The organism is Pedobacter chitinilyticus, assembly GCF_003313385.1.
Classification (GTDB): domain Bacteria; phylum Bacteroidota; class Bacteroidia; order Sphingobacteriales; family Sphingobacteriaceae; genus Pedobacter; species Pedobacter chitinilyticus.
Genome location: NZ_QMHN01000001.1, coordinates 172,036 through 194,001, shown reverse-complemented (window position 1 = coordinate 194,001; position 21,966 = coordinate 172,036). Strand labels below are relative to the sequence as shown.

The following is a 21,966-nucleotide window of genomic DNA, read 5'->3' as shown; positions in this document are numbered from 1 at the left end:
TTATTTCTTCGTTATTTTTTATTTGAGTTCTTAACCGTTTGTGCAGCCACTTTTCTCAAATACTTTGCAAAATCTGCAGGAACTTTATTCGGTACAAATTGGATGTTTTCAGGAGAATCTTTAAATAGAAAAGCATACCAAATCAATCCGCCTAAGTATCTTCCAGCTTCGTTAGCATGGTTGGCATCAAAAGTAAATTCCTTATTGTTTTTCCAAGAATACCCCATGTTCAATGAATTCACCTGGTTTGGTAAATTAGGGTACGTAGGATTAGCAAAATCAAATGCAGCATCTTTTTGATAAGCATATTGCTTACCTGTAGCTACTTCCTCAAAAGCATCTCCTACGGGGATTAGTCTTACTTTCAGTTGCTTGGCTGCTGCGTGGTAAGCCTCTCTAGATTTTTGCCACATTTCAGCCTGATTTTGTGCCAATTGTCCAGCAGCTACCCTACCAAAAGTTTTTGCATCGGTACGGTAGGCCCAAGTTTGGTGTAATACTACTTCTGCTTTTGGTTGAATGGACTTCACAAAGTCGTAAAGCTTTTGGGCATACGGGGTATAGCTCTCTTTATCTGCAGAAAGGTAAGAAGCTTGTTGTAAGGTAATGATATCCCACTTTCCTTCTGACAGCAGCATACGCAAAGATTTTCCTTTATAGGGTCTGCCTGCTGCACTTTCGGGATTGGCTTCTGCGGCCTCTACGTATTTCCAGTGCTGCTCCAATGAATGACCGCCTAATTCGGCCCTACCAATGATTAAATGCTTTCCTTTTTCCTTAGCCATTTCGGGCAAGTAGGCAGATGCATTTTGAGAAAAGCTATTGCCAATCAGAAAGATGCGAAGGGTATCGCTTTTAGTTTGTCCATAGGTAACATTGCTTAGTAGCATGAAGGCAATTGCCCAAAAGAAAATCTTTTTGGTATGCTCGATCTTTTGTGCGATCATTTTAGTGTAGTTCATTTGTGTATTTATAATATTCGAATTCAGTAAGTAGCTTATCAATTAGCCGTCAATGAAAAACGAAACTGGTTTGGTCTGGTATGGTTAAAAATCAAATTTATGAATTATTTCTAATTTTCAAAATCAATTCATTGGAAGTATCTCCCCTTTGATCAATATTTTCCCAATGTAAGCTACCATTTTATGGTATTTAGCTGGATTAGCCGTTATATCAGCCGCCTGACTTTCTCCCAAAATTTGCTTCTTATCAGGGATGATATCCGATACTGTAAACTTCACCGTATGTACACCATCTGGTAACTCAAAAAATTCTGCCTGTCCCCTATACCTGTTATTACAATAGAAGTTAAACCTGTTAATCAGGTCTTCGGTATGATTTGCTGTTTCGGTTTTTAATACCAGGGTTCCCGCCTGTTTATGAATGGTTGTTTTCTTCCCGTCAATTTCTAAAGTGAGCTGCCCTACTTCTGGACCACCAATATCAAAAAAACCAATCATGTTGCCTTTAAATTTAAACGTGAAGTATTCTCCAGGTTTTTCGGCCTTCATAACGTAAGGGAACCAACCTGCAAACTGCTTAAAATCTGCCAATCCATTGGGATCAAACTTAGTCCAACCCTTGCTAAACTGGGCGACAGATGGGGCAAGCATTTTTGCTTCTTCCCAATTATCTGCCAACAAAGGCTTTGGCAATTCGTGCTTTTTATTTTCGGCGTAGTCTTGCATTTTAAGGAACGATCGTGCGATGGCCTGTGCGTATAGGTTTCCTCCTGCTTCCACAGGATGCGTACCATCGTTAGAGAAAATAATCTTGTCTGTTTTGGTTCCCGCTGGTGCTTTCCAAAGGAGTTGACCTTCTTTTTCGAGCATACTGGCTTCAAGGCCCATGTGTACCGAAGGGATTTGATAGTAATCTGCTAATTTTTCGAGGCCAAGAATATTTGGAGGAATTTTTCCGCTGGCGTAAGTCTTGGTCTGTCCACTGTAAATGGTGTATAGTAAGCAAATATCCGTTTGGGGGTTAGCTTTCCATATCTGGCGGATGATGCCTTCCATTCCTTCTGCAAAAGCATTGTTAACGGCAAACTCTACAAAAACCAAATCGGGTTTGTACTGCAACACCTGCTCCTGAATTCTACAGGCACCCAAATCAGTTCCTGTACCAGATATTCCTGCATTGATAAATTGCATTTTGATATGAGGGTACATTTCTTGGATAAACTTGGCCGATTGCATGCGGTACAAGTTGATGCCACGGGTAATGCTTCCGCCTATATATCCTACCACTAGCGGTTGTTTCTTTTTCGCCTTGTTAAAAAAATTAGGCAGTCCCTTTCGTACAAAGAAATCGTTGGGATCACTAAAAGTTCCTGGTGTAATTGCAGGTGTTGCTGGCACTAAAGGATCGAAAAACAAGGGCATTGCTCCTGCTTGACTGGCGGCAATAAGTCTTTCCCTTTCTTGAGTTTCTTTGCTCAATGTTGTATTTTTTTGTGCGTAACTAGCTAAAGAGAGCATCAATGCGACCGTTAAACAAGCTTTTTTATAAAACATCGTCAAATTCATTTGTGATTATGGTTTTACGCCTTCTAAGGTGAGATGAACCTGACGCACTTCGTTTTTATCTTTGCTTTTCAAGTTTACACTAATGCTCACAGGTTGATGCGGATCAATTTTATTAAAGGACCATTCGTAAGGGTAAGCCAAACATTTAACCGCGGTAGCTGCATCATCATTGATGACCAATTCTGCCTCGGCACCTGTTATTGGCGAGGTACTCAAATAGGTATAAATGGAATCCCAACCAAATGGCGAACGAATTCTGAAAGCGTAAAGGGTGCCCCAAGGTGCTCCTAAATTAATTTCTTTCATTCCCTCCTTCACAGGCAAAAGCTCTTTTTCTACCGTGTTGGTTTGAAGTGGGAAAGCATAAGCGATCATACCTTTTCCAGCTATTGTTGCTTTTATTTGATGCTCAGCAGACATTGCATCTACTGGTTCAGGATTTTGACCCTGATAAAGCTTAATTCCTGCATTTTTAATTCCTATTTCCTTGGCATTAAGCCTAAGGTTAAACTGTTGCTGTTTTTTAGATTCGTTTAATAAGATGACCCAAAAGCGGTCCTTTGACTTAGCGGTAAGGTAATTGATTTCGGGAATATCAATGTTCACTAAACCTTTTTTTAGCCAAATACTGGCATTACTATCGTCGTAAATGGTTCCTTTTCCACCACCATAAATTCGGTTGTTAAACCAAACAAAGCCTTCTTGCTTGCCCCAAGGAAAACTGATACGTCCCTGTGATCTCTGTACGGCTTCGGTCACCAAAAAATCTAAGGTAAAAGCCAGATGCGGAGCAATGTGGTGGTAGTAAATTGAATTGATATCTGGTCCTTTGTAAGGATATTCGGCACGATAAGTAAGGTCTGTATAACCTGTGGCATAGTAGCCAGGATAACCAGAGAAACGTCCAATAATGGAGTTGCGAGCGTATATTTCAAAAATATCCAGTTTGTTATAATCAGCCATCCTTAGCAAATGCGGCGCCCAGGTTGACATGAAAATATGGCGAACATTTTTATTCGGCAGGAAGAAGGTGCTGGGTTGCTCTAAACCAAGTCCCACTGGGGAAATTAATGATTGCGGAACTTCTTTCTCTTTCACATCTCCAGCACGACGAGGGAAGCCTAGACGAAATTTATCGCCGTTCTTCCACCATAAATTAGTATTGCCCTCATATTGGTTTCCTTCGTGGATCAACTGCATTTTATCTTCAACCGTTGGATAAGAACGAATGCCCGCAATGGTGAAAAACGAAGCGTACTCGGCTGCTTTTGCAAACGAAGCCTCTTTAGTTACTTCATAAAGGTCCATCAAATCCCACCAATAGGGATAAAAAGAGGTGTTGTAAAATGGTTGAGCGGTGAGCAAATTGCTTTTAGCGCCATACACGTCATTTTGTATAAAGTCTTTGGCATGTGAAACGGCCTCATTAAGCCATTTTTTATCTTTGGTAAGGCGATAGGCGGCTAGTTCTTGCGTCCAAGCAGGGATGTTTACCGAATAACCCGAAAGCTTGCGAGGCAACTGATCAGGCATGGCAACCTGTAACAACCAAGGGTTTTTCTGCCCTAGCAATTGATTAAGGGATTCGAAATAAGCCGTGTTAAATTGTACGTTTTTGTAAGGATTGAATTCGAGCGACTGCTTGGTAGGATTATATGGTGCCCCTACCCCCGTTGCCCATCTGAATGCACTACGCGAAAGGGTGTATTCTATGGTTGGCAGGGCACGGGTCAAATATAAATCTTCATCTTTACCCAGTACCGAGGCAGAAATAATAGCCAAAGGCGATGATTGTGCTACGGTTGGTGCAATTTTAGGATCGGCTTCTATATCATAAAAACCCTTCAGTTTTGGGTTCCATCCGGAAGCATCCTCATTTTTGATGAGATCGATGATGTTAAAGGCGGCATTGGTTAAGGAGGTAGAATCTTGTAGGCGATAATCTTTTACCTGATAAATATGGTTAGAGATATAGACCAAAGCCTCATTCCAATTGCCAGCAATGGCACCAATGTTGAATTTTCTTTTTAAAGTGGCGCCTTTCAGCAATTTCGAATCGCTTAAACCAAGCACTGGCGCAAAAGCCACGGGCTGTATTTCATTCAACTCATTTTTAAGTGAAAAACCCATGCGTGAGTTCACATCTTTTGCCCAATCTAAAGGAAACTCATCGGCTACGCCCGACACAAATAAGCTTAGGGGTTTGCCTGTATTGGCGACCTCTACAATAGCCAAAGGTTGGGGTGTCATGGCGCTAGGCACCAATAGCGGTTCCTGCGGAATACGGGTATAATTGAACATGGGAGGCAATTGTACATTTTTTACGTTATTAGCCGCAACAGCTTGAAAAGCCGAAACCACAAAACTGTAAAAACCTTCTTCCTTGGCTGCGTACTCCAAACTCAATTCGTAATTGGCCGATTCTGGTTTTAGTTTCCAAGTGCCTTTTACCTCATTTCCTTCTTCGGTTAAATAGGTGATTTTAATTTCTTCGGGGGATACTTGTGTAATGGTTGTTGGTTTGCACAACAGCAAATCGCCAGCAAAAAATGGATTTTTAGCCCCATTTGGATCCATTACCTGATAAGATTTCCCATTAGCAGAAAAGGTGGTGATGCTCGTTGCATTTTTCCACGAAGCATAATAGGGTCCAAATTCAATTTTAGGCTTTTTAGCCCTTAACAGGAAAATCCTATTTTCTTCTGCATTTTGGCTAAGACTTACCCATTTGTTATCCTGAAAAACTTCGGAGAGGGTAACGATGTGTTTTTTATTTGTCTTCGCATCCAAAACTTGTTGTATGGTGAGTTTTAGCTTGCCATTGGTTAAGGTGCCTAGTACTTTTTCTTTCTTAGTGAAGCGAATTGGCGTAGTGATATTTACCTGCGCTTGGCTTGCTGCAACCTCAACTGGTTTTAAATAATAGCTATGGAGCGATTGCGCTTTTTCGTTAGGATCAAAAGATTCATCGGTAGTGAAAAAAATAGCATCGCAGCGGGCAAAGCTTAACTTGGTATTTTTTAGTCTCAGCAGATTTTCGCCAGCATTTAAGGTCACTTTGCCTACTTTTTCCCAACGGTATCCTTCTTTTAAATGGGCGCCAGATTCGGTGGTTACTGGTTCGTCATTGCAGATCAACAAATATTTTCTTGTTCCTGGTTTATTTTCAGCGTAGTCTCTTGATTTGGTCCATACAAAGTAACTGCCTTTGTTGGCTATTTTAACCACGGTAAAGGCATCAGTAGTAGGCTCCGCAGCAGCAGATCCAATGAGTGCTCCTTTTCCTGAGACATTTGTTCCTGCTTCTTTACCAAAAGCCCATCCGCCTGGAAATTGAAAATCTTCGGCTTCTATCAGATAGTTTGTTGGTGCTTGTCCGTGAGTTTTAACCGCAAAAAAGCAAGCAAGCAATATGGTAAAACCTATTTTCAAATACTTTCTATCAGCATTAGGCCCTTGTTTCATCATCAATAATTTAAGGCAATCACTTTTAAACCATAAGCTCCGATTTCGATATTCCACGTTTGATCGGCAGCGGCTAATTGTTGTTTTTTTGAAGCAGCGTCTATAAACACTGTGCTTTTAATTTTGCTTACCGAAGCCCCCTGAATTTTCTCGGGATTGATATGAATTTTTGTGCTTAGTGGTTTATTGCTGTTATTGAGCAACACCAAAAAGCATTTCTTCTGATCTGTATTGATGGCCTCGATGTAATCCAAGTAAGGGCTGTCTGCTTTGAGCAAACCGTCACTAAGCATTAATGAAACGGGAGTGTTGTAAATTTCCCCTTGTGCAAAGCCATAACTTTGATGCGGTCCTACTTTTGGGGTGATAAATCCTCTTGGAAACGAAACCTCGCCATTGGAACGGAGCTTTGCTTCAGACAAAAGATAATCCGTGATCCAACCAATTTGCCACCAAGCGTGATGAGGGAATGAACCTGGTCCAGCATTCATGGCCGTCCAGTAATAAGAAGCTACGCTTGTTTTTTTGTCCACAAAAGCATCACGGCCCCATGCCGCGGCTCTTGCCATATCTAAATAAATAGGATCTTTGGTGAGCTCGTAAATACGTACAAACAAACCCGCATGACTAGCCAATAAAATGGGTCCTAGGGAATTGGCAGAACCTATGCTTCCACCATGTTCAAAGCTTAAACCTACTTGGCTAATTTCCCAATCTTGACGACTGATGCCTTTCACCGTTTTCACCTCTTTTGTAGGAATAGGGTGTGTATAAATAGAAGTGGTATAAAATTTAGCCGCTTTAATGGCCGATTTTAGATAAAGGTCTTTTTTGGTCAGTTCATACAAATCCAATAATGCTTGGATACTTTGTCCTGTAGCAAAATCTTGAACGAATCTGGTATCACCACAAACGCCTAGAAATTGCCCTTTATCAATTGCTTGTTGGATGTACCAATCGGCACCTTTACAAGCCGCTGTCAAATATTTCTGATCCCCCAAAACTCGATAGGCAATCAGCAATCCGTAAAACGTTGGGCGCAAATCTTGAAGTTCTGTAAAGAGCTGCTTTTCAGATGCATGGTCGTAAGCTACCGCCCATTCGCCTTGCTGCCCTTGCCAAGCCAACAATCGTTCTGCGCCTTTCCTCAATTTCTCTTTTAATTCGGCATCACCTGGTTCAAACAGCAAGATATTGCCAATATCCATCATGGTGTAATAGGTTACGCCAATAGGTTCAACATATGGGCCCCACTCTTCTGTAAACTTTTTGCTTTTGGATAGGTAATATTGTCCCGCAGCAGAGCCTTCAAAAAAGCCTGGTTTTTCCTCTTGTTGGAGTAATTTGAAATTACGGGCAAACGGTAAACGTTGTTTTTGTAAAACGGAGTCTTTCATGATGTTCGAAAGCATCCACATCGCCCCGTAATCAGAATTTTTCATGGCATCTTTATCGGATCCCAATACGCCGCCAAGATAGGCCTGTGCACCTATGGTTAAGTTTTTATACTGTTCGATACGCCACATGGAGGTTTTGTCGTCGACCACATATTTATGCATAGCCAAAATGCGATCTGTTAGCGATTGCGAAGTTTGCTTTAAGTCCAAAAAGTCCTTGAAACGATAAATATCATACACGGCGTGTTTAAATACCGTATACCAATCTGCCGCTTGAAGCGAGTACCTAAAAGTAAAACTTGTGGTTTCTCCTTTTTTAAGGAAGGATCCTTTTTGTCCTAAAACGGGATGATAAGCCGTTGGTGAAAGTTTCGCCTCTCTATTCATGAGCGAAAGGCCCAACAACCATTCATTATGGGTGTTTTTATCCTTGCTCCAAGGGTTTCTTCCTGTACCTGGTTCTGGAATAACGGCCATGGTTACGCCATTTTTTGAACTGATCAATGGCGAAAGTGTACTTGCGGTACGTTCTCTTACCACAATTGGCCGATCTGGGATGCCCTGCCCGTAGGCATAAGCTTTCACCAAGTCTTTTTCCAGCGTTGCGCCCTGAAAGTATCCAGGCATTAAACCCCAAGAGAGCTGCTCATTTGAAACCGTTGCCAAGGTTGGGCTTGCAATAGAATAATAGCCATCTTTATTGGCTTTCAAGGTGATTTTAACCGTAATATCTGTAGGAAATTTTGGATCAATTTGCCATAGGGCATTGATGCTTGCCGTTCCTGTTTCTTTAGAGAAGTTGAGGGACTGATCTTTATTTTTGGTGATCTGATCTGGATAAAAATGAACAGCCTCCCCCGCCGTATTTAACTGCACCGATTGCGTTACCTGACTCCAATGGGAAGTGATGTACTTATAAATAGGTTCAGGGAAATTTGACTTTTTGCCATCTTTATCAAACAACGGAGCCTCTACCGTATCTGGTTTAACGGGGGTATAAAGCAAGGTGTAATTCCCAACTGGATTGGGTAACTGTATCCATTTTTGTTGGCCTTTAACTGCAATATTGGTAATGCGCCACCCTTTCTCTCCTTTTTTCCATCGAAGGTCCAGTTTTGATCCTTTGAGCACCAGTTCCTCACTACTTTGCCAAGCAATATTACTGAAAGCGATGATGGCAAGGCAGCTCAAAAGGCCAATATAAAACGCATTTTTTTTCTTAAAAGTCATGGCTAAGCAATGGGGATTTTTGTTTTAATGTGAGGCGTCATTGCGAGGCAGATTGCTTTCCCGAAAAGTCGGGACAGGCTGTACCTCGCAATGACGAATGGTTTGTATTTCACTATTTTTTACTGAACAATATTTAACGTCAATTCTTTTACGGTTTCTTTAACAGATGAACCTAGTCTATTTGAAACCAAGAAGGAAACTTTATAGACACCTGCTTTATCATATTTGTAAATAAAATCCGAAGGCTGCGTGCTGATATTCTTAAGTACATAACCTACATCCGACTTGATTAAATTTGGATCTAATTGTTTAGACACCACCCAATCTTCATTATCATCTGAGTTAGCTGCGCCACCATACATGAGCAGTTGTGCACTGGTAATGGTCCATACGGCTGCTGGGTTTTTGTAGTTGATTCCCACCCAACCTGCATCTGCCATCACGGCTAATGGCGTCACCGAGGTACCACGAACCGAATTAGCATTAAAAGTACGGATGACCCAACGGTTTTGCTGGGCAGCAGTTTTTACGTCGGTATATTTAAAGGCCACAGAAATTGGTTTTCCTAAATCTGAAAAATCAGATAAATCGATGGCCCCAGAAGGCGTATTGTCCGCACCAGTAGAAAATACCGCACGACTGGAAACATCGGTCCATTTTGCTGCACTAACAGTAGTGGCATTAATAGGCCCCGTAATGTCTGAAGTTACCATTAACTGAAGGTTTTGTCTCACGCCCCTATCTACCAAAGAGGTAAATTGAACTTGCAGCTTACCAGACAACGAAGTACGGTTACGGAATTCGTATTTCTTTCCATCTTCTCCAGAAAAGAAGGTAATATTATCTGGGTTTCCCGAAAATTTGAAGGTTATTTCTTCACCAACTTTATAGGTTAGGGCAGCAGTTTTCACCTCAAATTCAGGCGCTTCTACCTTATCTTTTGCACATCCCGATAAGACAACCAATAAAGTACTTATCGCAAAAATCAAGTGTTTCATTTTTTTAATTTTTATGGTCATCAAATTTTACCAGCCAGGATTTTGATCATGAACGCCAATCTCTGGATTAAGCACCAATTCTGAATTTGGAATTGGGAAAAGGAGGTTTCTGGCCGAGGTATTTTTACCTGCTGAGCTTGCATATCTCCAGTTAGATGGTGCACTTGCGGTAATCTCCGTTGCCAAGGTATTCATTTTGCTCACATAAATGCCCCAACGTTTTAAATCATGTTGTCTCATCCCCTCAAAAGCAAACTCCCTGGCTCTTTCATTTTGAATTTCTTCCAAAAATCTAGCTGGAGCTAATCCTGTGGCAACATCCACCGTTGGGTCCGCTACGTTTACGGGTTTGTTATGTCCTCTTCTTCTTACTTGGTTCAGGTAGTTTTCTGCCAGAGCATTAGGTCCGTTATTAATGGCATTGGCCGCTTCGGCATACATTAACAACACATCCGAATAGCGCAATACAGGAAAATTAACAGCATTAAAATCTTTTGTTTTAGGCATTACACTTTCATAAGTTCTACGCCATTTACCGATGTTACGATCGTAAATTTGTGCGGCTGTCCAAGGGGTTTGGGTAGTGACATTATTGGTAGTAGTGTACCTAAATGGTGCAATACACCAGTCGCGTCGTACATCTGTAGCGTCGTACAAATTATACAAACGTGCGGTAGTGTTGATACTTCCTGTAGAGTATCCAGGATCAACTAAATCTGTACTGGTAATGCCATTGCTAATTCCCAAGGTGCCGCCCTGCATAAAAGTACCTGTGTTGTTCCCATAAAAACCAACTTCCCAAATACATTCTTTAGGGTCCTGTACATCTTTGGCAGCGTTAATGAAAATCTGTTTGTAGTCGGTATTTAAAGCATGTCGGCCAGAGTTGATCACTTTTTCAGACCATTGTAGGGCTTCGGTATATTTAGACTGGTCATTTAAGGGCTGTCCTGCCATGGTTAAGCAAACTTTGGCCAATATGCCCGCTACTGCAGATTTTGTAATTCTTTCGCTGTATTCAATGCCTGTATCTGTTTTATCAGATGGGTCTTTTTTAACATCTAATACCAAAGGATAGGCCTCTGTCATGTCTTTTAAAATCTGCGCATATACGTCTTTAAGTGCTGCTCTAGGCAATGGGACTTCTGTAGGACTTTTGGTAGAGGCTAGTTTCAATGGCACGCCACCAAAGTTATCTGCCAATAAAAAATAGTAGTAGGCTCTTAAAAATAAGGCCTCACCACGCACATTGCTTCTCCTCTGCTCATCCATCACTGGTTTGTTGATATTTTCAAGCACGGCGTTGGCACGGTCAATGCCTTGGTAAAGGGCTTCCCAGAATCTGCCAATATCCACATGTGCCGCATCAAAATCCAACACATAAATAGAAGCGGTGGAAACGTTGCGATAGAAAAACTCATCGCTAATAGCTAAATAGGTAAACAAACCTCTGCGATAAGTTCTTTCATCAGCTAATTTATTATATACCCCCACCAAAGCGGTGTTCAATTCGCTTTCGGTATTAAAATGATTTTCTGGTGTTTTAAAATCAGTTGGTTCTGTTTCTAAAAACTTCTTGCAGGAAGTAAGCGGCAAGGTGAATAAGATGCACATCAAATAAATAATCCTTTTCATGTTCAATTTTTTAAGTGATTATGATTTATAGTGTAAGGTTAAGTCCAAAAATGATGGTTCTTGCTTTCGGGTAGGCCGACCAATCAAAGCCTGGAGTAAGTGCCGAAGCATAGGTAGAAACCTCTGGATCAAGTCCTGAATAGTTTGTCCAGGTCAATAAATTCTGACCAGAAGCATAAACCCTAAAGTTTTTAATCTTTAGCTTCTTTAGTAGAGACTGGCTCAGGGTATAACCCAATGCAACCGTTTTTAACCTTAGGTATGATCCATCTTCAATGGTTCTAGAAGAATAAACCAAAGGTCCCTGTCCGTACACTTTATAAAGTTGGTTGGTTTGGTTTTCTGGTGTCCAGCGGTTGGCATAAGAAGCAAACATGTTTAATGAGTTTCTATTTTCGCCACCTTCAAATTCAATACGGTTGGCATTCAGCAATTCGTTGCCATACGACCATTGAAGGAAGACGTTCAAGTCAAATCCTTTGTAGGTGAAGTTATTAGAAAAACCACCCGTATGTTTTGGATTAGGATCACCAATAATGGTTTGGTCATAACTGTTGACCTGTCCATCCCCATTAATGTCTTTGTATTTAATAAATCCAGGCTGAATGGTTGCTCTGGACTGACCGTTGTTAGGCACATTGTCTTTTAATACATAACTGCCATTGGCCAACTGGTTAAAATCGCTATACTGATAAACGCCATCCCAAACATAACCATAAAATTGTCCTATTGGGCGCCCTGGAATAGCAATGTACGGGTAGGCGTTGTTGAAGTTACCCCAGTTGATTCTTGATAAGATTGATGGATCTTCCTCCGTTAACTCCAATACTTTGTTGCGGTTAAAGGAGATATTGAAACTACTGTTCCAAGAGAAAGTTTTATTCTTCACATTGGTGGTGTTCAACGTAAATTCAAAACCCTTATTACCCACTTTACCAATGTTTCTCATCCCATTCAAAAAGCCTTGCGAAGGTGCTAACGATGAATTGATCAATAAATCGTAGGTTCTTTTATCGTAGTAATCGGCCGTTACCGAAATGCGGTTTTTTAACAAGCTCACATCTAAACCAATATCAGCTTGAGAGGTCGTTTCCCATTTTAAGTTTTTATTTCCTAAAAGATTTGGAATAGATCCGTTCACTGGACTGTTGTTAAAGTTGTAGCCAGAGTTAGAGATAATTTGATAAGATGATAAATAAGCAAAATCAGTTACCCTATTGTTTCCTGTTAAGCCATAACTCACTCTTAATTTAGCACTGTTCACTGGCTTAATGCTTTTCATAAAAGATTCGTCGCTCATTACCCAGGCAAAAGAACCCGAAGGGAAATAGGCCCATTTGTTGCCCGAAGCAAATTTAGAAGAACCATCAGCCCTGAATGAAGCCGTGAACAAATACCTTGATTTATAGCTATAATTTAACCTGGTTAGAAATGACATTAACGCCGATTTTGAACTGGTAGAGTATACTCGACTAGGCACGCCTTCTTCAATTCCACTGATGCCCAACGATTCGTTAGGTACTTGCGTAGCGGCAAAACCAGAGCTGAAAGCCGATATTTGTTGAAGGGTAAAACCTCCAAGTGCCGTAATGTTATGTACTTTATTGATGTTTCGTTTAAAGGTCAGGGTGTTTTCACTCAAATAGTTATTCAAGTCGTAATTCATAATGGAACCATTTACGCCATTACTGCTCGACAGTGGGTTACCCGATCTGGTATTAGAATTATTGAAGATTTCTTTCCTCGTGTCTCTTTTGGTGATACCGCCAGAAGCTCTGAAAGTAAAATAATTCGAGAACTTATATTCGGCATAAGCATTGGCCAATATCGCATTTACAAAAGCTGGGTTATATTCGTTTCTGGTAGAGATGGCTGGATTGATGCGATATTCTGCCGTAGGGTTTACATCTGGATCAAAAGGTTGTTCCACCAATTGTTCATCGGTCAAGGCATCGCCAGTAATAGGTCGGTAACCCCAAACGCTGTACATTAAGCTGGCGGTAGCACTCCCATTTTGCTCGGTAGCAATGGTACCATAAGTTTTAGTGGCCGAGTAATTAAGGTTAATCCCTACTTTAAGTTTAGGGTTAATGGTCTGGTCTAATACAATTCGACCTTGATACCTGTTAAAACCACTATTAATGATAATTCCATCCTGATTTAAAACAGAGCCCGAAATGGAATATCTGGTTTTATCAGTACCTCCATTAATGGATAAGAAATGGTTTTGCATCGGTGCTGTTCTGAATACTTTATCCTGCCAGTTGATTCCTGGTACATTTCTATAGTATTCTAAATCTCTTCCATCTTTAAGATAGATGGGGGTATAAACGGCCGAATTAAATTCCAGTTGATATTTAACAAACTCATAAGGACTTAATAACTCCTGCTGTTTAAGGTTTTGCTGAATGCCGAAATAGTTCTGATAAGAAATGGTAGGATCACCTATTTTCCCTTTTTTGGTGGTGATGATAATGACCCCATTTGCACCCCTAGCCCCATAAATGGCGGTGGCCGATGCATCTTTCAAGATGTCAATCGATTCTACCTCGGCAGGGTTAATTACGTTATTGGTTGGGTCTTCAATCGGAAAACCATCAATCACGTACAAAGGTGAATTGCTTTGGGTGATAGAGTTATTTCCCCTAATGGAAATTTGCATGGGCGCTCCTGGCTGGCCGTCTGATGCCGTTACCTGAACCCCTGCAACCCTACCCGCTAAAGCATCTTCCAATGAGGCTACAGGTGCTTTTTGCAAATCTTCAATACTCACCTGACTTACGGCTCCTGTTAAATCTCTTTTGGTAGTGGTTCCATAACCAATCACCACAATCTCATCCAAAACCTTTAAATCCTTGGTAAGCTTTACACGGTAAACGGTAGCAGCGGTAATGGGTACTTCTTTGGTGATAAAGCCCGTGTAAGAGAATACCAAGGTGCCTTTTAGCTCTGGAATGGAGAACTTAAAAGTTCCATCATTATTAGTTTGTGTTGTACTGTTGGTTCCTTTTAATTTAACGTTGACACCTGGTAACAGTTCACCCATATCATCGGTTACTGTACCCGTAATATACACGGGTGCGGGATTAGTATTGGATTTGAGGCGCTTTAGTGCATTCGCGTTTTGAAAACTCAGAATGGCACAGAGTAAAACAACATAAAATTTCATTACATAATTTGGTTAGTACAACATATTTGGTTAAAAATCTTGCCTTGCCTTGTTTAATAAGGCGGTTTATTTTAAAATGATCGTTTTCTTTAAATGAATATTTGCGGAAGATGACCCAATTAGGATTTCAAATGCACCTGGATCATATCCAAATTTTTTAAGCTTGGTTTTGTAGTAAGCAAAAGCCGATTCATCCAGTTTAATGGTAATGGTTTTTGTTTCGCCTTTTTTCAAAAATACCTTCGAAAAGCCTTTAAGTTCTTTAAAAGCACGTGGCACTGGACTTACCACATCTCTCACATAAAGTTGTGCCACTTCGGCACCATCGCTATTTCCTGTATTGCTAAGCTTAAAGCTCACCGTAGCTTGAGGCGATTTACCTTTGCTACTTACCGTAACTTTCGGGTCACTGTATTTAAAAGAGGTGTACGACAAGCCAAAACCAAAAGGGAACTGCGGGCTTACATGTTTTGAGTCGTAATAACGATAGCCCATAAATATGCCTTCTTTATAACTCACCTTTTTGCTATTAGCCTCGTCGTAATAATAGTTAAAAGCAGGGTTATCTTCCCATTTTTTCTCAAAACTAATCGGAAGTTTACCACTTGGGTTGGTTTTTCCAAAAAGGATTTCGGCAATGGCCGTTCCGCCCTCTTGTCCAGGATACCAAGCATATAATAAACCTGGTACTTTAGCAATCCATTTTTGCATATCTACATTGCCACCTGCATTTAAAACTACAATGGTTTTAGGGTTAAGACCCGCAATCACATTGATCAAGCTATCTTGGTAATCAGGCAATTCAAACGGACGGTCATTTCCCTCACGCTCGCTGCTTTCATTAAAACCCACACAAACAATGGTAGCATCGGCACTTTTCGCAGCATTAACGGCTTCCGAGAAATCTAACACATCTGGAGCCCAAGCAAAATTAATGTCTACTGGATGCGGACCCGCATAATATTCTAGTTTCACGGCATATTCTTTACCCGCCTCAAGTTGCAAGCTTACACTTTTAGTGGTAATGCCTTGGTCTTTCCAAAGGTCAATCACTTTCTCGTTTCCTACTTCCAATCTAAAACCATCAAAACCTTTCACAGTAAATTTATATTTTCCACTCTTTTCTGGCTTCACAAAACCTGTCCAGCGCATAGAGCAGTGATCGAAAGGGAATCCCCTGTTTTCCGCAGCAATGTGCCAGCCATTATTGATACTCACAATGGTATCTACAGTTGTTTTAAAAGGCGTTCCAGACAATTTGGTGTTGTTGAAATATTCTGCCTTTAAGCCACGGATTGGCGCACCTGAGTTGTGGTAAAACACCGATTTGGCCACCTGATCAGAAAGTACAGGCAAACCCGTAGATGGAATAATTTTAATGTCTTTTGAATATTCTTGGATGCCCTTAAGCACTGAAACAGAATGAAATGGAAAAGTATAAGAACTACCACCACCTGACACATAAGCATCGGCATTGGGACCAATAACCGCTAGGGTTTTAATATTTGTAGCTAAAGGCAATACTTGTTTCGTATTCTTTAATAGCACGATACCACCTCTCGCCAAATCAAGGGCTGCTTTTGCACCATCAGGATTATCTTTCGGGATAGTAGTATCCAATTGAGGTTTATCGTAAAAACCAAATCTGAAAATGATGCGCAAAATCCTTCTCACCTTATCATTAATCACTTCTTCATTCAGCACACCATTTTTAATGGCCAAATCAAGGTCTTTTTTATTCATTCGCACTGCTCTGGGCATTTCCAAGTCTAAACCACCTTTGGCAGCTTCCACCCCGTTATAGGTAGACGACCAGTCAGACATCACAAAACCATCAAAACCCCAAAGTCCTTTTAAAATTTCATTATTCAAATAGCCACTTTGGGTAGCATGAACGCCATTTACCAAATTGTAGCTGTTCATTACCGATCCAGCTTTTGCTTCTTGAACTGCGGCTTTAAAAGCAGGGAAATAAATCTCGTGAAGGGTACGTTCGTCAATATCTGAACTTACATTGTTACGGTCCCACTCCTGGTTATTGGCCGCATAGTGTTTTACGGTAGCCACTACGTTTTCTCCTTGGAGCCCTTGTATGTAGCTTACCCCTATTCTCGAATTTAGGAAGGGATCTTCACTAAAATATTCGAAGTTCCTTCCGCTCATCGGTGCCCTCACAATGTTTACCCCAGGGGCAAGCAAGATGTGTACCCCACGTGCTTTTGAGTCTCTGCCCAATTCCTTGCCTAATCTGGTGATCAATTGGGTGTCCCAAGTAGCTGCCGATAAAATGCTGGCTGGATAGGCTACTGCCCTTCCGTCTTTGTGCGTACCTACTGGGCCATCGGTAAGTTTAATTTCTGGCAAACCCAATCGCTGGATAGGTCTAATGTAAAAACCTTTGTATCCGCCAATGTAATCTAGTTTTTCTTCCAGCGTCATTTGGGCCAAAATGGCTTTCACTCGATCTTCTACAGGAGCCTTAGCATTGGCATACACTTGTGCATAGGTATGCGTAGAACAGCAAATTGCGAAAAAGAACAGGGATATGCGCTTAAAAGAAATCGATCTAGTCATTGATATAAGTAATTTATATTATTTATAGTGATCTTACTATCGCTGACAGCACCATTTGGTACACTGGCAGCATCATGGCTTAATCATTATACTTGGTTACATTCAGTCGGGGCAACTGGTTTGGTTTGGTTTGGTTTAATTTGTTAAACAAAAGTATAAAATATTCTTAATTATCAAACATTTTATTTTTTTTGCTTTCGAACCTAAAATTTGCGGTAAAACATTGCTGTAGGTAGTTTATAATTAGTTTGGTATGGTATGGACTTTTTTTTCAGAAATATCCATTAGCTTTGCATTGAAAAACCTAAAACAGTGGACCAGACTAAAAAGACAGCAGAGGCTAACCAGAATGTTTCTACACACAGAATGAAGTATCTTCAGCTTGCTGAGCATATTAATCATCTGATCGAAACCAACAAATTGAAAATTAATGATCGCTTGCCTTCATTAAATCAATTGACCGAGCAACTGAAAATCAGCAAGGAAACTGCCTTAAAAGGTTTGAACTACCTTTTGGAAAAAGGGATTATTGAGGCTGAATATCGAAAAGGGTATTATGTAAAAAAGAAAAAACAGTACCATCCTTATCGCATCTGTTTAATTCTTGATAAGATGAACGTTTTGAGGGATCGGATCTATCATTCCTTTTTAGAAACCATTAAGGATAAAGCTGATGTTGACGTTTATTTTCATCACCACAACTTCAAGGTTTTTGAGAAATTGGTCGACGAAAATCTTCCTAATTACACCCACTTTGTAATCACTACTTTTTTGCATGGCAACACCACGGAAGTTTTAAACCGCATTCCGCCTCAAAAAAGAATCATCATTGATTATCAGGAGAAAAAATTGGATGGCGACTACACCTGCATTTACCAGGACTATAAAACCGACATTCAGGAATCTCTTACTGAATTGCTTCCGCAGCTTGAAAAATATTCGAGGTTGGTACTGGTTGCTCCGCTGGAAGCTTTCCACGCCAAGGAAGTGATTGCTGGTTTTGAATTGTTCTCTAAACTTAACTCGAAAAAGCATACCATCGTCAACACCATTGAGGATGCATTTGCGAAAAAAGGTGATGCTTATATCACTTTTAGTCGTTACGATCAGGATGATGTGACGCTGATTAAGATCGCTCGCAAAAAAGGCTGGAAACTAGGCAAAGACATTGGTTTGCTTTCGTATAACGATACTGCCGTGAAGGAAGTTTTAGAAGATGGCATTACCGTAATCAGTACCGATTTTAATAAAATGGGCGAAGAAGCAGCCAAAGCGATCTTGAAAAAGGAAGTGGTTAAAATGCGTGATCCTGCCAAGGTGATTTTAAGAAACTCGCTTTAGGGGTGATCGGTATAGTTTTAAACAATACCCTTTGTGTCTATGTGGTTATATTTTTTAGCAACCTAAATGAACCACATAGGCACATAGTCATTTAATACCATTGGGTTTATTAGTTGTACAGCTGCAAAGTGGATTGGTATTACGTCAACCACAGATGCAATAGTTTTAAACAATACCCTATGTGTCTATGTGGTTATATTTTCTAGTAACTTATATGAACCACATAGGCACATAGTCAACTCATTTTAACAGAAAAGGATGCCTATGAATATTAAGCTGAAAAATGTTTGGTGACAACACCAAACACAGGTGCAAATTGATTATAACACTCTTAATACTGATGCTGATCCCGAATGTTCGGGACAGCATGACGAAACGCCCATTTAGCGTCACCCTGACCTGTAGCGAAGCGGAAAGCTACGTAATAAATTTATTTCAGGGTCTGTTAGAGCAAATTTAAGGTCCAAAACACGTTACTTAAAGATAGTGCCTACACTTTCCCCATCACGTACATGTTCTCCATGGTTGGTGTTGGGCTGCCGCCTCTCTTTTCTAAAGTAATGGCAAAAGCTTGTGCCGAGGTTACAGAAATCATTTTTTGCACTGCGGCTTCTGCATCTTGATCAAACATTCCTAAACTGACAGGTTTGCCATCTACAATGGCCCATAACTGATATTGCTGATCTTTTGGTGCTAGGGGTAAATTATCCAAAGCCAAGTAAACCTCTTTAGAGTTTTGCTCAAAGTACACCATTGCTTTCATGTCAGGATGTTTTTCTACGCCAAGCAACGGAATGGCTTTCACGGTAGGATTAGTAACCAAATCCCATTTACTTTTCAAATTCTGATAGGCAAGTGCATTCTCTTTTTGAGCAGCCTTTAAGCTCGCCAATTCATTTTTAAAGTTATTTTGGTTGCTATTAAGGTATAAATTCAAAGCCACACTAGCCACCAATAAAATACTTGCAGCAATGGCAAACCATTTTAATGGAACTTTGTTAGGTTCTATACTTGATGGGTAAAGAGGTGCCTCCATTGGTTTTACAGGAACTTCTTCCACCAAATTTTCTGGTTGGCTTTCTTCGGAAATCTTGGCCCATATCGCCGACTTTAACGCTGGCGGTGGGGCAATAGCTTGCTGAGACGCAAAATCCTCTAAAGTATTTTGTGCGTCTAAGATAGCCTGCTTAACCTCTGGATTGTTCTTTTGGACACAGTCCAAAATGCGTATTTCCTCCTCAGAAGCTAAGCCCATCACGTAGGCTTCAATAATGCCAGACGATATGTATTCTTTAATATCCAATTTACCTGTAATCTTTTAACAAACTTTTTAGCTCAATCAATGCGTTTCTCGTTCGTGTCTTCACCGTTCCTATGGGAATATCCAACCTTTCGGCAATCTCTTGTTGTGTATATCCTTTATAATAGGCCAGTTCTATCAATTCTCGCCATTCTTGTTTTAATTGCAATAGCACTTCCTTCATTCCGATATAGTCAACATTTGAAGTAGTTGCATACTGTTCGCTATCATTTACGGATTCTGGAATACTTTGGTTTTTTTGTTCGTTCTGAAAACCTTTGGATCTGATATAATCAATGGCCGTATTTCTAGCTAAATTGATCATCCATGTATACAAACGCCCTTTTTCAGGATCAAATTGTTTGATGTTTTTCCAAATTTTCACAAAAACATCTTGTATAATTTCGTCTGCATACTCCTTTTCGTTCACCACCCTGGTAATGATCCCATAAATCGCCGCAGCATAATGATCATATAGATAATTAAAGCCCTTTTCATCTTGCTGCAATAACAGCGAGATGATTTCTTGTTCGGATAATTTGATTTGATGGTTCAAACGTTAAGTGCTTTTAACAAAAATAGAAAAATAATTGAAAGTCTATCAAATTAAAAATCTTTATAAAGTGCCTTTTCGTAAATACCTTAAAAAATCACACAGGATATGAAAAAGATCATCATCACTCCACTATGCATTTTATTAGCCTTGCTTGGGGTTGCTTCTGCTTCGGCACAGTCGGCACCTAAAAATCCATATTACTCCCGAACGAATCAAACCAAACTGAAGGTTAGCAATCAGGAATGGAAAAAAATTTTAAGCTCCGATTTATATGCAGTAGCCAGAGAGGGCGCTACAGAAAGAGCCTTTACGGGAAAGTACAACGAGTTTGATGCCAAAGGAACTTATTACTGTGCCGTTTGTGGCAACAAGTTATTCCGCTCCGACGCCAAATTTGCCAGCACCTGTGGTTGGCCTTCGTTTTTTGAGGCCGACCGTAAAGGAAGCGTTATCTATAAAGAAGATAAGTCTTACAACATGGTACGTACCGAAGTGTTGTGCGGCCGATGCAATTCCCATTTAGGCCATGTATTTGATGACGGCCCAGAACCTACTGGCAAACGTTATTGCATGAATTCTATTTGTCTTGATTTTGAGGCGGATAAAAACTTTTCACAAAAAAACTTTAACAAATAAAAACCAAACGACAAACGGTCTTCGTAAGTGTGGGTATAAAAAGAAAAATCTTAAATCATAAAATTAAACATCATGAAAAAGTTAACAAAAATTACCGCCTTAGCTGCATTCTCTTTAAGCGTAATGTTCGCAAACGTAGCGGTTGCACAAATGAGTAAAGAAAAAACAGTAATGGTTGGTGGAGCTCCTATGTATCCAAGCAAAAACATTGTAGAAAATGCCGTAAACTCTAAAGACCATACCACTTTGGTAGCGGCCGTAAAAGCTGCAGGCTTGGTAGAAACCTTATCATCAAAAGGACCATTTACGGTACTTGCACCTACCAATGCGGCTTTCGACAAACTACCAAAAGGCACCGTTGAAACTTTGGTAAAACCTGAAAACAAAGCCATGTTGACTAAAATTTTAACTTACCATGTACTTGCAGGCAAACACAGCGCTAAATCTATTTGGGCAGCTGTAGCTAAAGGTGCGGGTAAAGCCACCATGACTACCGTACAGGGAGAAAAACTAACTTTCTGGACTAAAGGTAAAGACCTTTATGTGAGAGATGCCAAAGGCAACGACGCAAAAGTAACCATTGCTGATGTGAACCAATCGAATGGGGTCATCCATGTGATTGACGCTGTATTGATGCCATAGTTTTTTGTTTTTGATTATATAGAAAAGTCCCACCAGTTGGGACTTTTTTTATGAGCGCAAAAATATTTTTATAAGTTTTTTAATTGCTGTACAATAAAACCGATATAATGGTGTTTATATTATTGAGAGCGTTAATTTAGATGGCGGGGACAAGGCGGTATGCCGAGTCCCCGTTTCTTTTTACCGCTGTTTTTGTTTAATTGGTTAATTGTTTCGTCATCTCGACCGCACCTGTACCGACACTTCGGTGGCGAAGGAACTCTTTAAGCAATGGTTATTTGTTTAATCGTTTAACTGGTTAACTGTTTCGTCATCTCGACCGCACCTGTACCGACACTTCGGTAGCGAAGGAACTCTTTAAGTAATGGTTATTTGTTTAATCGTTTAACTGGTTAACTGTTTCGTCATCTCGACCGTACCTGTACCGACACTTCGGTACCGAAGGAACTCTTTAAGCAATGGTTATTTGTTTAATCGTTTAACTGGTTAACTGTT

Annotated in this window: 13 protein-coding genes; 3 read left to right on the top strand and 10 right to left on the bottom strand. The window is 40.4% G+C overall.

Annotation, left to right across the window (positions count from 1 at the left end):
• Positions 1–11: 11 nt before the first annotated feature.
• The 8 genes from DUT70_RS00765 to DUT70_RS00730 form a co-directional block, all read right to left on the bottom strand.
• Positions 12–962 carry a DUF4886 domain-containing protein gene (locus DUT70_RS00765; RefSeq protein WP_240431988.1) on the bottom strand — a complete coding sequence of 317 codons (951 nt, stop codon included), beginning with the start codon at positions 960–962 and terminating at the stop codon, positions 12–14.
• Between the two features lie 123 nt (positions 963–1,085).
• The gene (locus tag DUT70_RS00760; protein ID WP_113645379.1) at positions 1,086–2,528 is read right to left on the bottom strand and encodes an SGNH/GDSL hydrolase family protein; all 1,443 of its coding nucleotides are present in this window, start codon (positions 2,526–2,528) and stop codon (positions 1,086–1,088) included.
• Between the two features lie 6 nt (positions 2,529–2,534).
• Positions 2,535–5,993 (bottom strand): hypothetical protein, encoded by a 3,459-nt coding sequence (locus DUT70_RS00755; RefSeq protein ID WP_128353265.1) that lies wholly within the window; start codon positions 5,991–5,993, stop codon positions 2,535–2,537.
• 2 nt (positions 5,994–5,995) lie between these two features.
• Positions 5,996–8,620 carry a glycerophosphoryl diester phosphodiesterase gene (locus DUT70_RS00750; protein WP_240431987.1) on the bottom strand — a complete coding sequence of 875 codons (2,625 nt, stop codon included), beginning with the start codon at positions 8,618–8,620 and terminating at the stop codon, positions 5,996–5,998.
• 119 nt (positions 8,621–8,739) lie between these two features.
• Positions 8,740–9,618 (bottom strand): DUF5017 domain-containing protein, encoded by an 879-nt coding sequence (locus tag DUT70_RS00745; protein WP_162926546.1) that lies wholly within the window; start codon positions 9,616–9,618, stop codon positions 8,740–8,742.
• A 27-nt stretch (positions 9,619–9,645) separates the two neighbouring features.
• Positions 9,646–11,253 (bottom strand): RagB/SusD family nutrient uptake outer membrane protein, encoded by a 1,608-nt coding sequence (locus tag DUT70_RS00740; RefSeq protein ID WP_113645374.1) that lies wholly within the window; start codon positions 11,251–11,253, stop codon positions 9,646–9,648.
• A 25-nt stretch (positions 11,254–11,278) separates the two neighbouring features.
• A complete protein-coding gene (locus DUT70_RS00735; RefSeq protein ID WP_113645372.1) occupies positions 11,279–14,422 on the bottom strand; it encodes a SusC/RagA family TonB-linked outer membrane protein in 3,144 nt (1,047 codons plus the stop codon).
• 66 nt (positions 14,423–14,488) lie between these two features.
• The gene (locus DUT70_RS00730; protein ID WP_113645370.1) at positions 14,489–16,996 is read right to left on the bottom strand and encodes a beta-glucosidase; all 2,508 of its coding nucleotides are present in this window, start codon (positions 16,994–16,996) and stop codon (positions 14,489–14,491) included.
• Positions 16,997–17,362: 366 nt separating this feature from the next.
• Here DUT70_RS00730 and DUT70_RS00725 point away from each other — a divergent pair, with 366 nt between their 5' ends.
• Entirely contained in the window at positions 17,363–18,337 is a 975-nt protein-coding gene (locus DUT70_RS00725; protein WP_113646517.1) for a GntR family transcriptional regulator, read from the top strand.
• A 490-nt stretch (positions 18,338–18,827) separates the two neighbouring features.
• Here the strand turns inward: DUT70_RS00725 and DUT70_RS00720 are convergent, their stop codons facing one another.
• Both DUT70_RS00720 and DUT70_RS00715 read right to left on the bottom strand, forming a co-directional pair.
• Positions 18,828–19,640 carry an anti-sigma factor gene (locus DUT70_RS00720; protein ID WP_113645368.1) on the bottom strand — a complete coding sequence of 271 codons (813 nt, stop codon included), beginning with the start codon at positions 19,638–19,640 and terminating at the stop codon, positions 18,828–18,830.
• Between the two features lies 1 nt (position 19,641).
• Positions 19,642–20,193, bottom strand: a complete 552-nt coding sequence (locus DUT70_RS00715) for an RNA polymerase sigma factor (RefSeq protein ID WP_113645366.1) — start codon at positions 20,191–20,193, stop codon at positions 19,642–19,644.
• A gap of 105 nt (positions 20,194–20,298) precedes the next feature.
• Here DUT70_RS00715 and msrB point away from each other — a divergent pair, with 105 nt between their 5' ends.
• Both msrB and DUT70_RS00705 read left to right on the top strand, forming a co-directional pair.
• Positions 20,299–20,829 (top strand): peptide-methionine (R)-S-oxide reductase MsrB, encoded by a 531-nt coding sequence (gene msrB, locus DUT70_RS00710; RefSeq protein WP_113645365.1) that lies wholly within the window; start codon positions 20,299–20,301, stop codon positions 20,827–20,829.
• A 72-nt stretch (positions 20,830–20,901) separates the two neighbouring features.
• Complete coding sequence (locus DUT70_RS00705) at positions 20,902–21,471, top strand: fasciclin domain-containing protein (RefSeq protein ID WP_113645363.1); 570 nt, start codon at positions 20,902–20,904, stop codon at positions 21,469–21,471.
• Positions 21,472–21,966 lie beyond the last annotated feature (495 nt).

Coding starts and splice junctions, on each gene's coding strand:
- DUT70_RS00765 (WP_240431988.1), bottom strand. CDS start 962: ATGAACTACACTAAAATGATCGCACAAAAGATCGAGCATACCAAAAAG.
- DUT70_RS00760 (WP_113645379.1), bottom strand. CDS start 2,528: ATGAATTTGACGATGTTTTATAAAAAAGCTTGTTTAACGGTCGCATTG.
- DUT70_RS00755 (WP_128353265.1), bottom strand. CDS start 5,993: ATGAAACAAGGGCCTAATGCTGATAGAAAGTATTTGAAAATAGGTTTT.
- DUT70_RS00750 (WP_240431987.1), bottom strand. CDS start 8,620: ATGACTTTTAAGAAAAAAAATGCGTTTTATATTGGCCTTTTGAGCTGC.
- DUT70_RS00745 (WP_162926546.1), bottom strand. CDS start 9,618: ATGAAACACTTGATTTTTGCGATAAGTACTTTATTGGTTGTCTTATCG.
- DUT70_RS00740 (WP_113645374.1), bottom strand. CDS start 11,253: ATGAAAAGGATTATTTATTTGATGTGCATCTTATTCACCTTGCCGCTT.
- DUT70_RS00735 (WP_113645372.1), bottom strand. CDS start 14,422: ATGAAATTTTATGTTGTTTTACTCTGTGCCATTCTGAGTTTTCAAAAC.
- DUT70_RS00730 (WP_113645370.1), bottom strand. CDS start 16,996: ATGACTAGATCGATTTCTTTTAAGCGCATATCCCTGTTCTTTTTCGCA.
- DUT70_RS00725 (WP_113646517.1), top strand. CDS start 17,363: ATGAAGTATCTTCAGCTTGCTGAGCATATTAATCATCTGATCGAAACC.
- msrB (WP_113645365.1), top strand. CDS start 20,299: ATGAAAAAGATCATCATCACTCCACTATGCATTTTATTAGCCTTGCTT.
- DUT70_RS00705 (WP_113645363.1), top strand. CDS start 20,902: ATGAAAAAGTTAACAAAAATTACCGCCTTAGCTGCATTCTCTTTAAGC.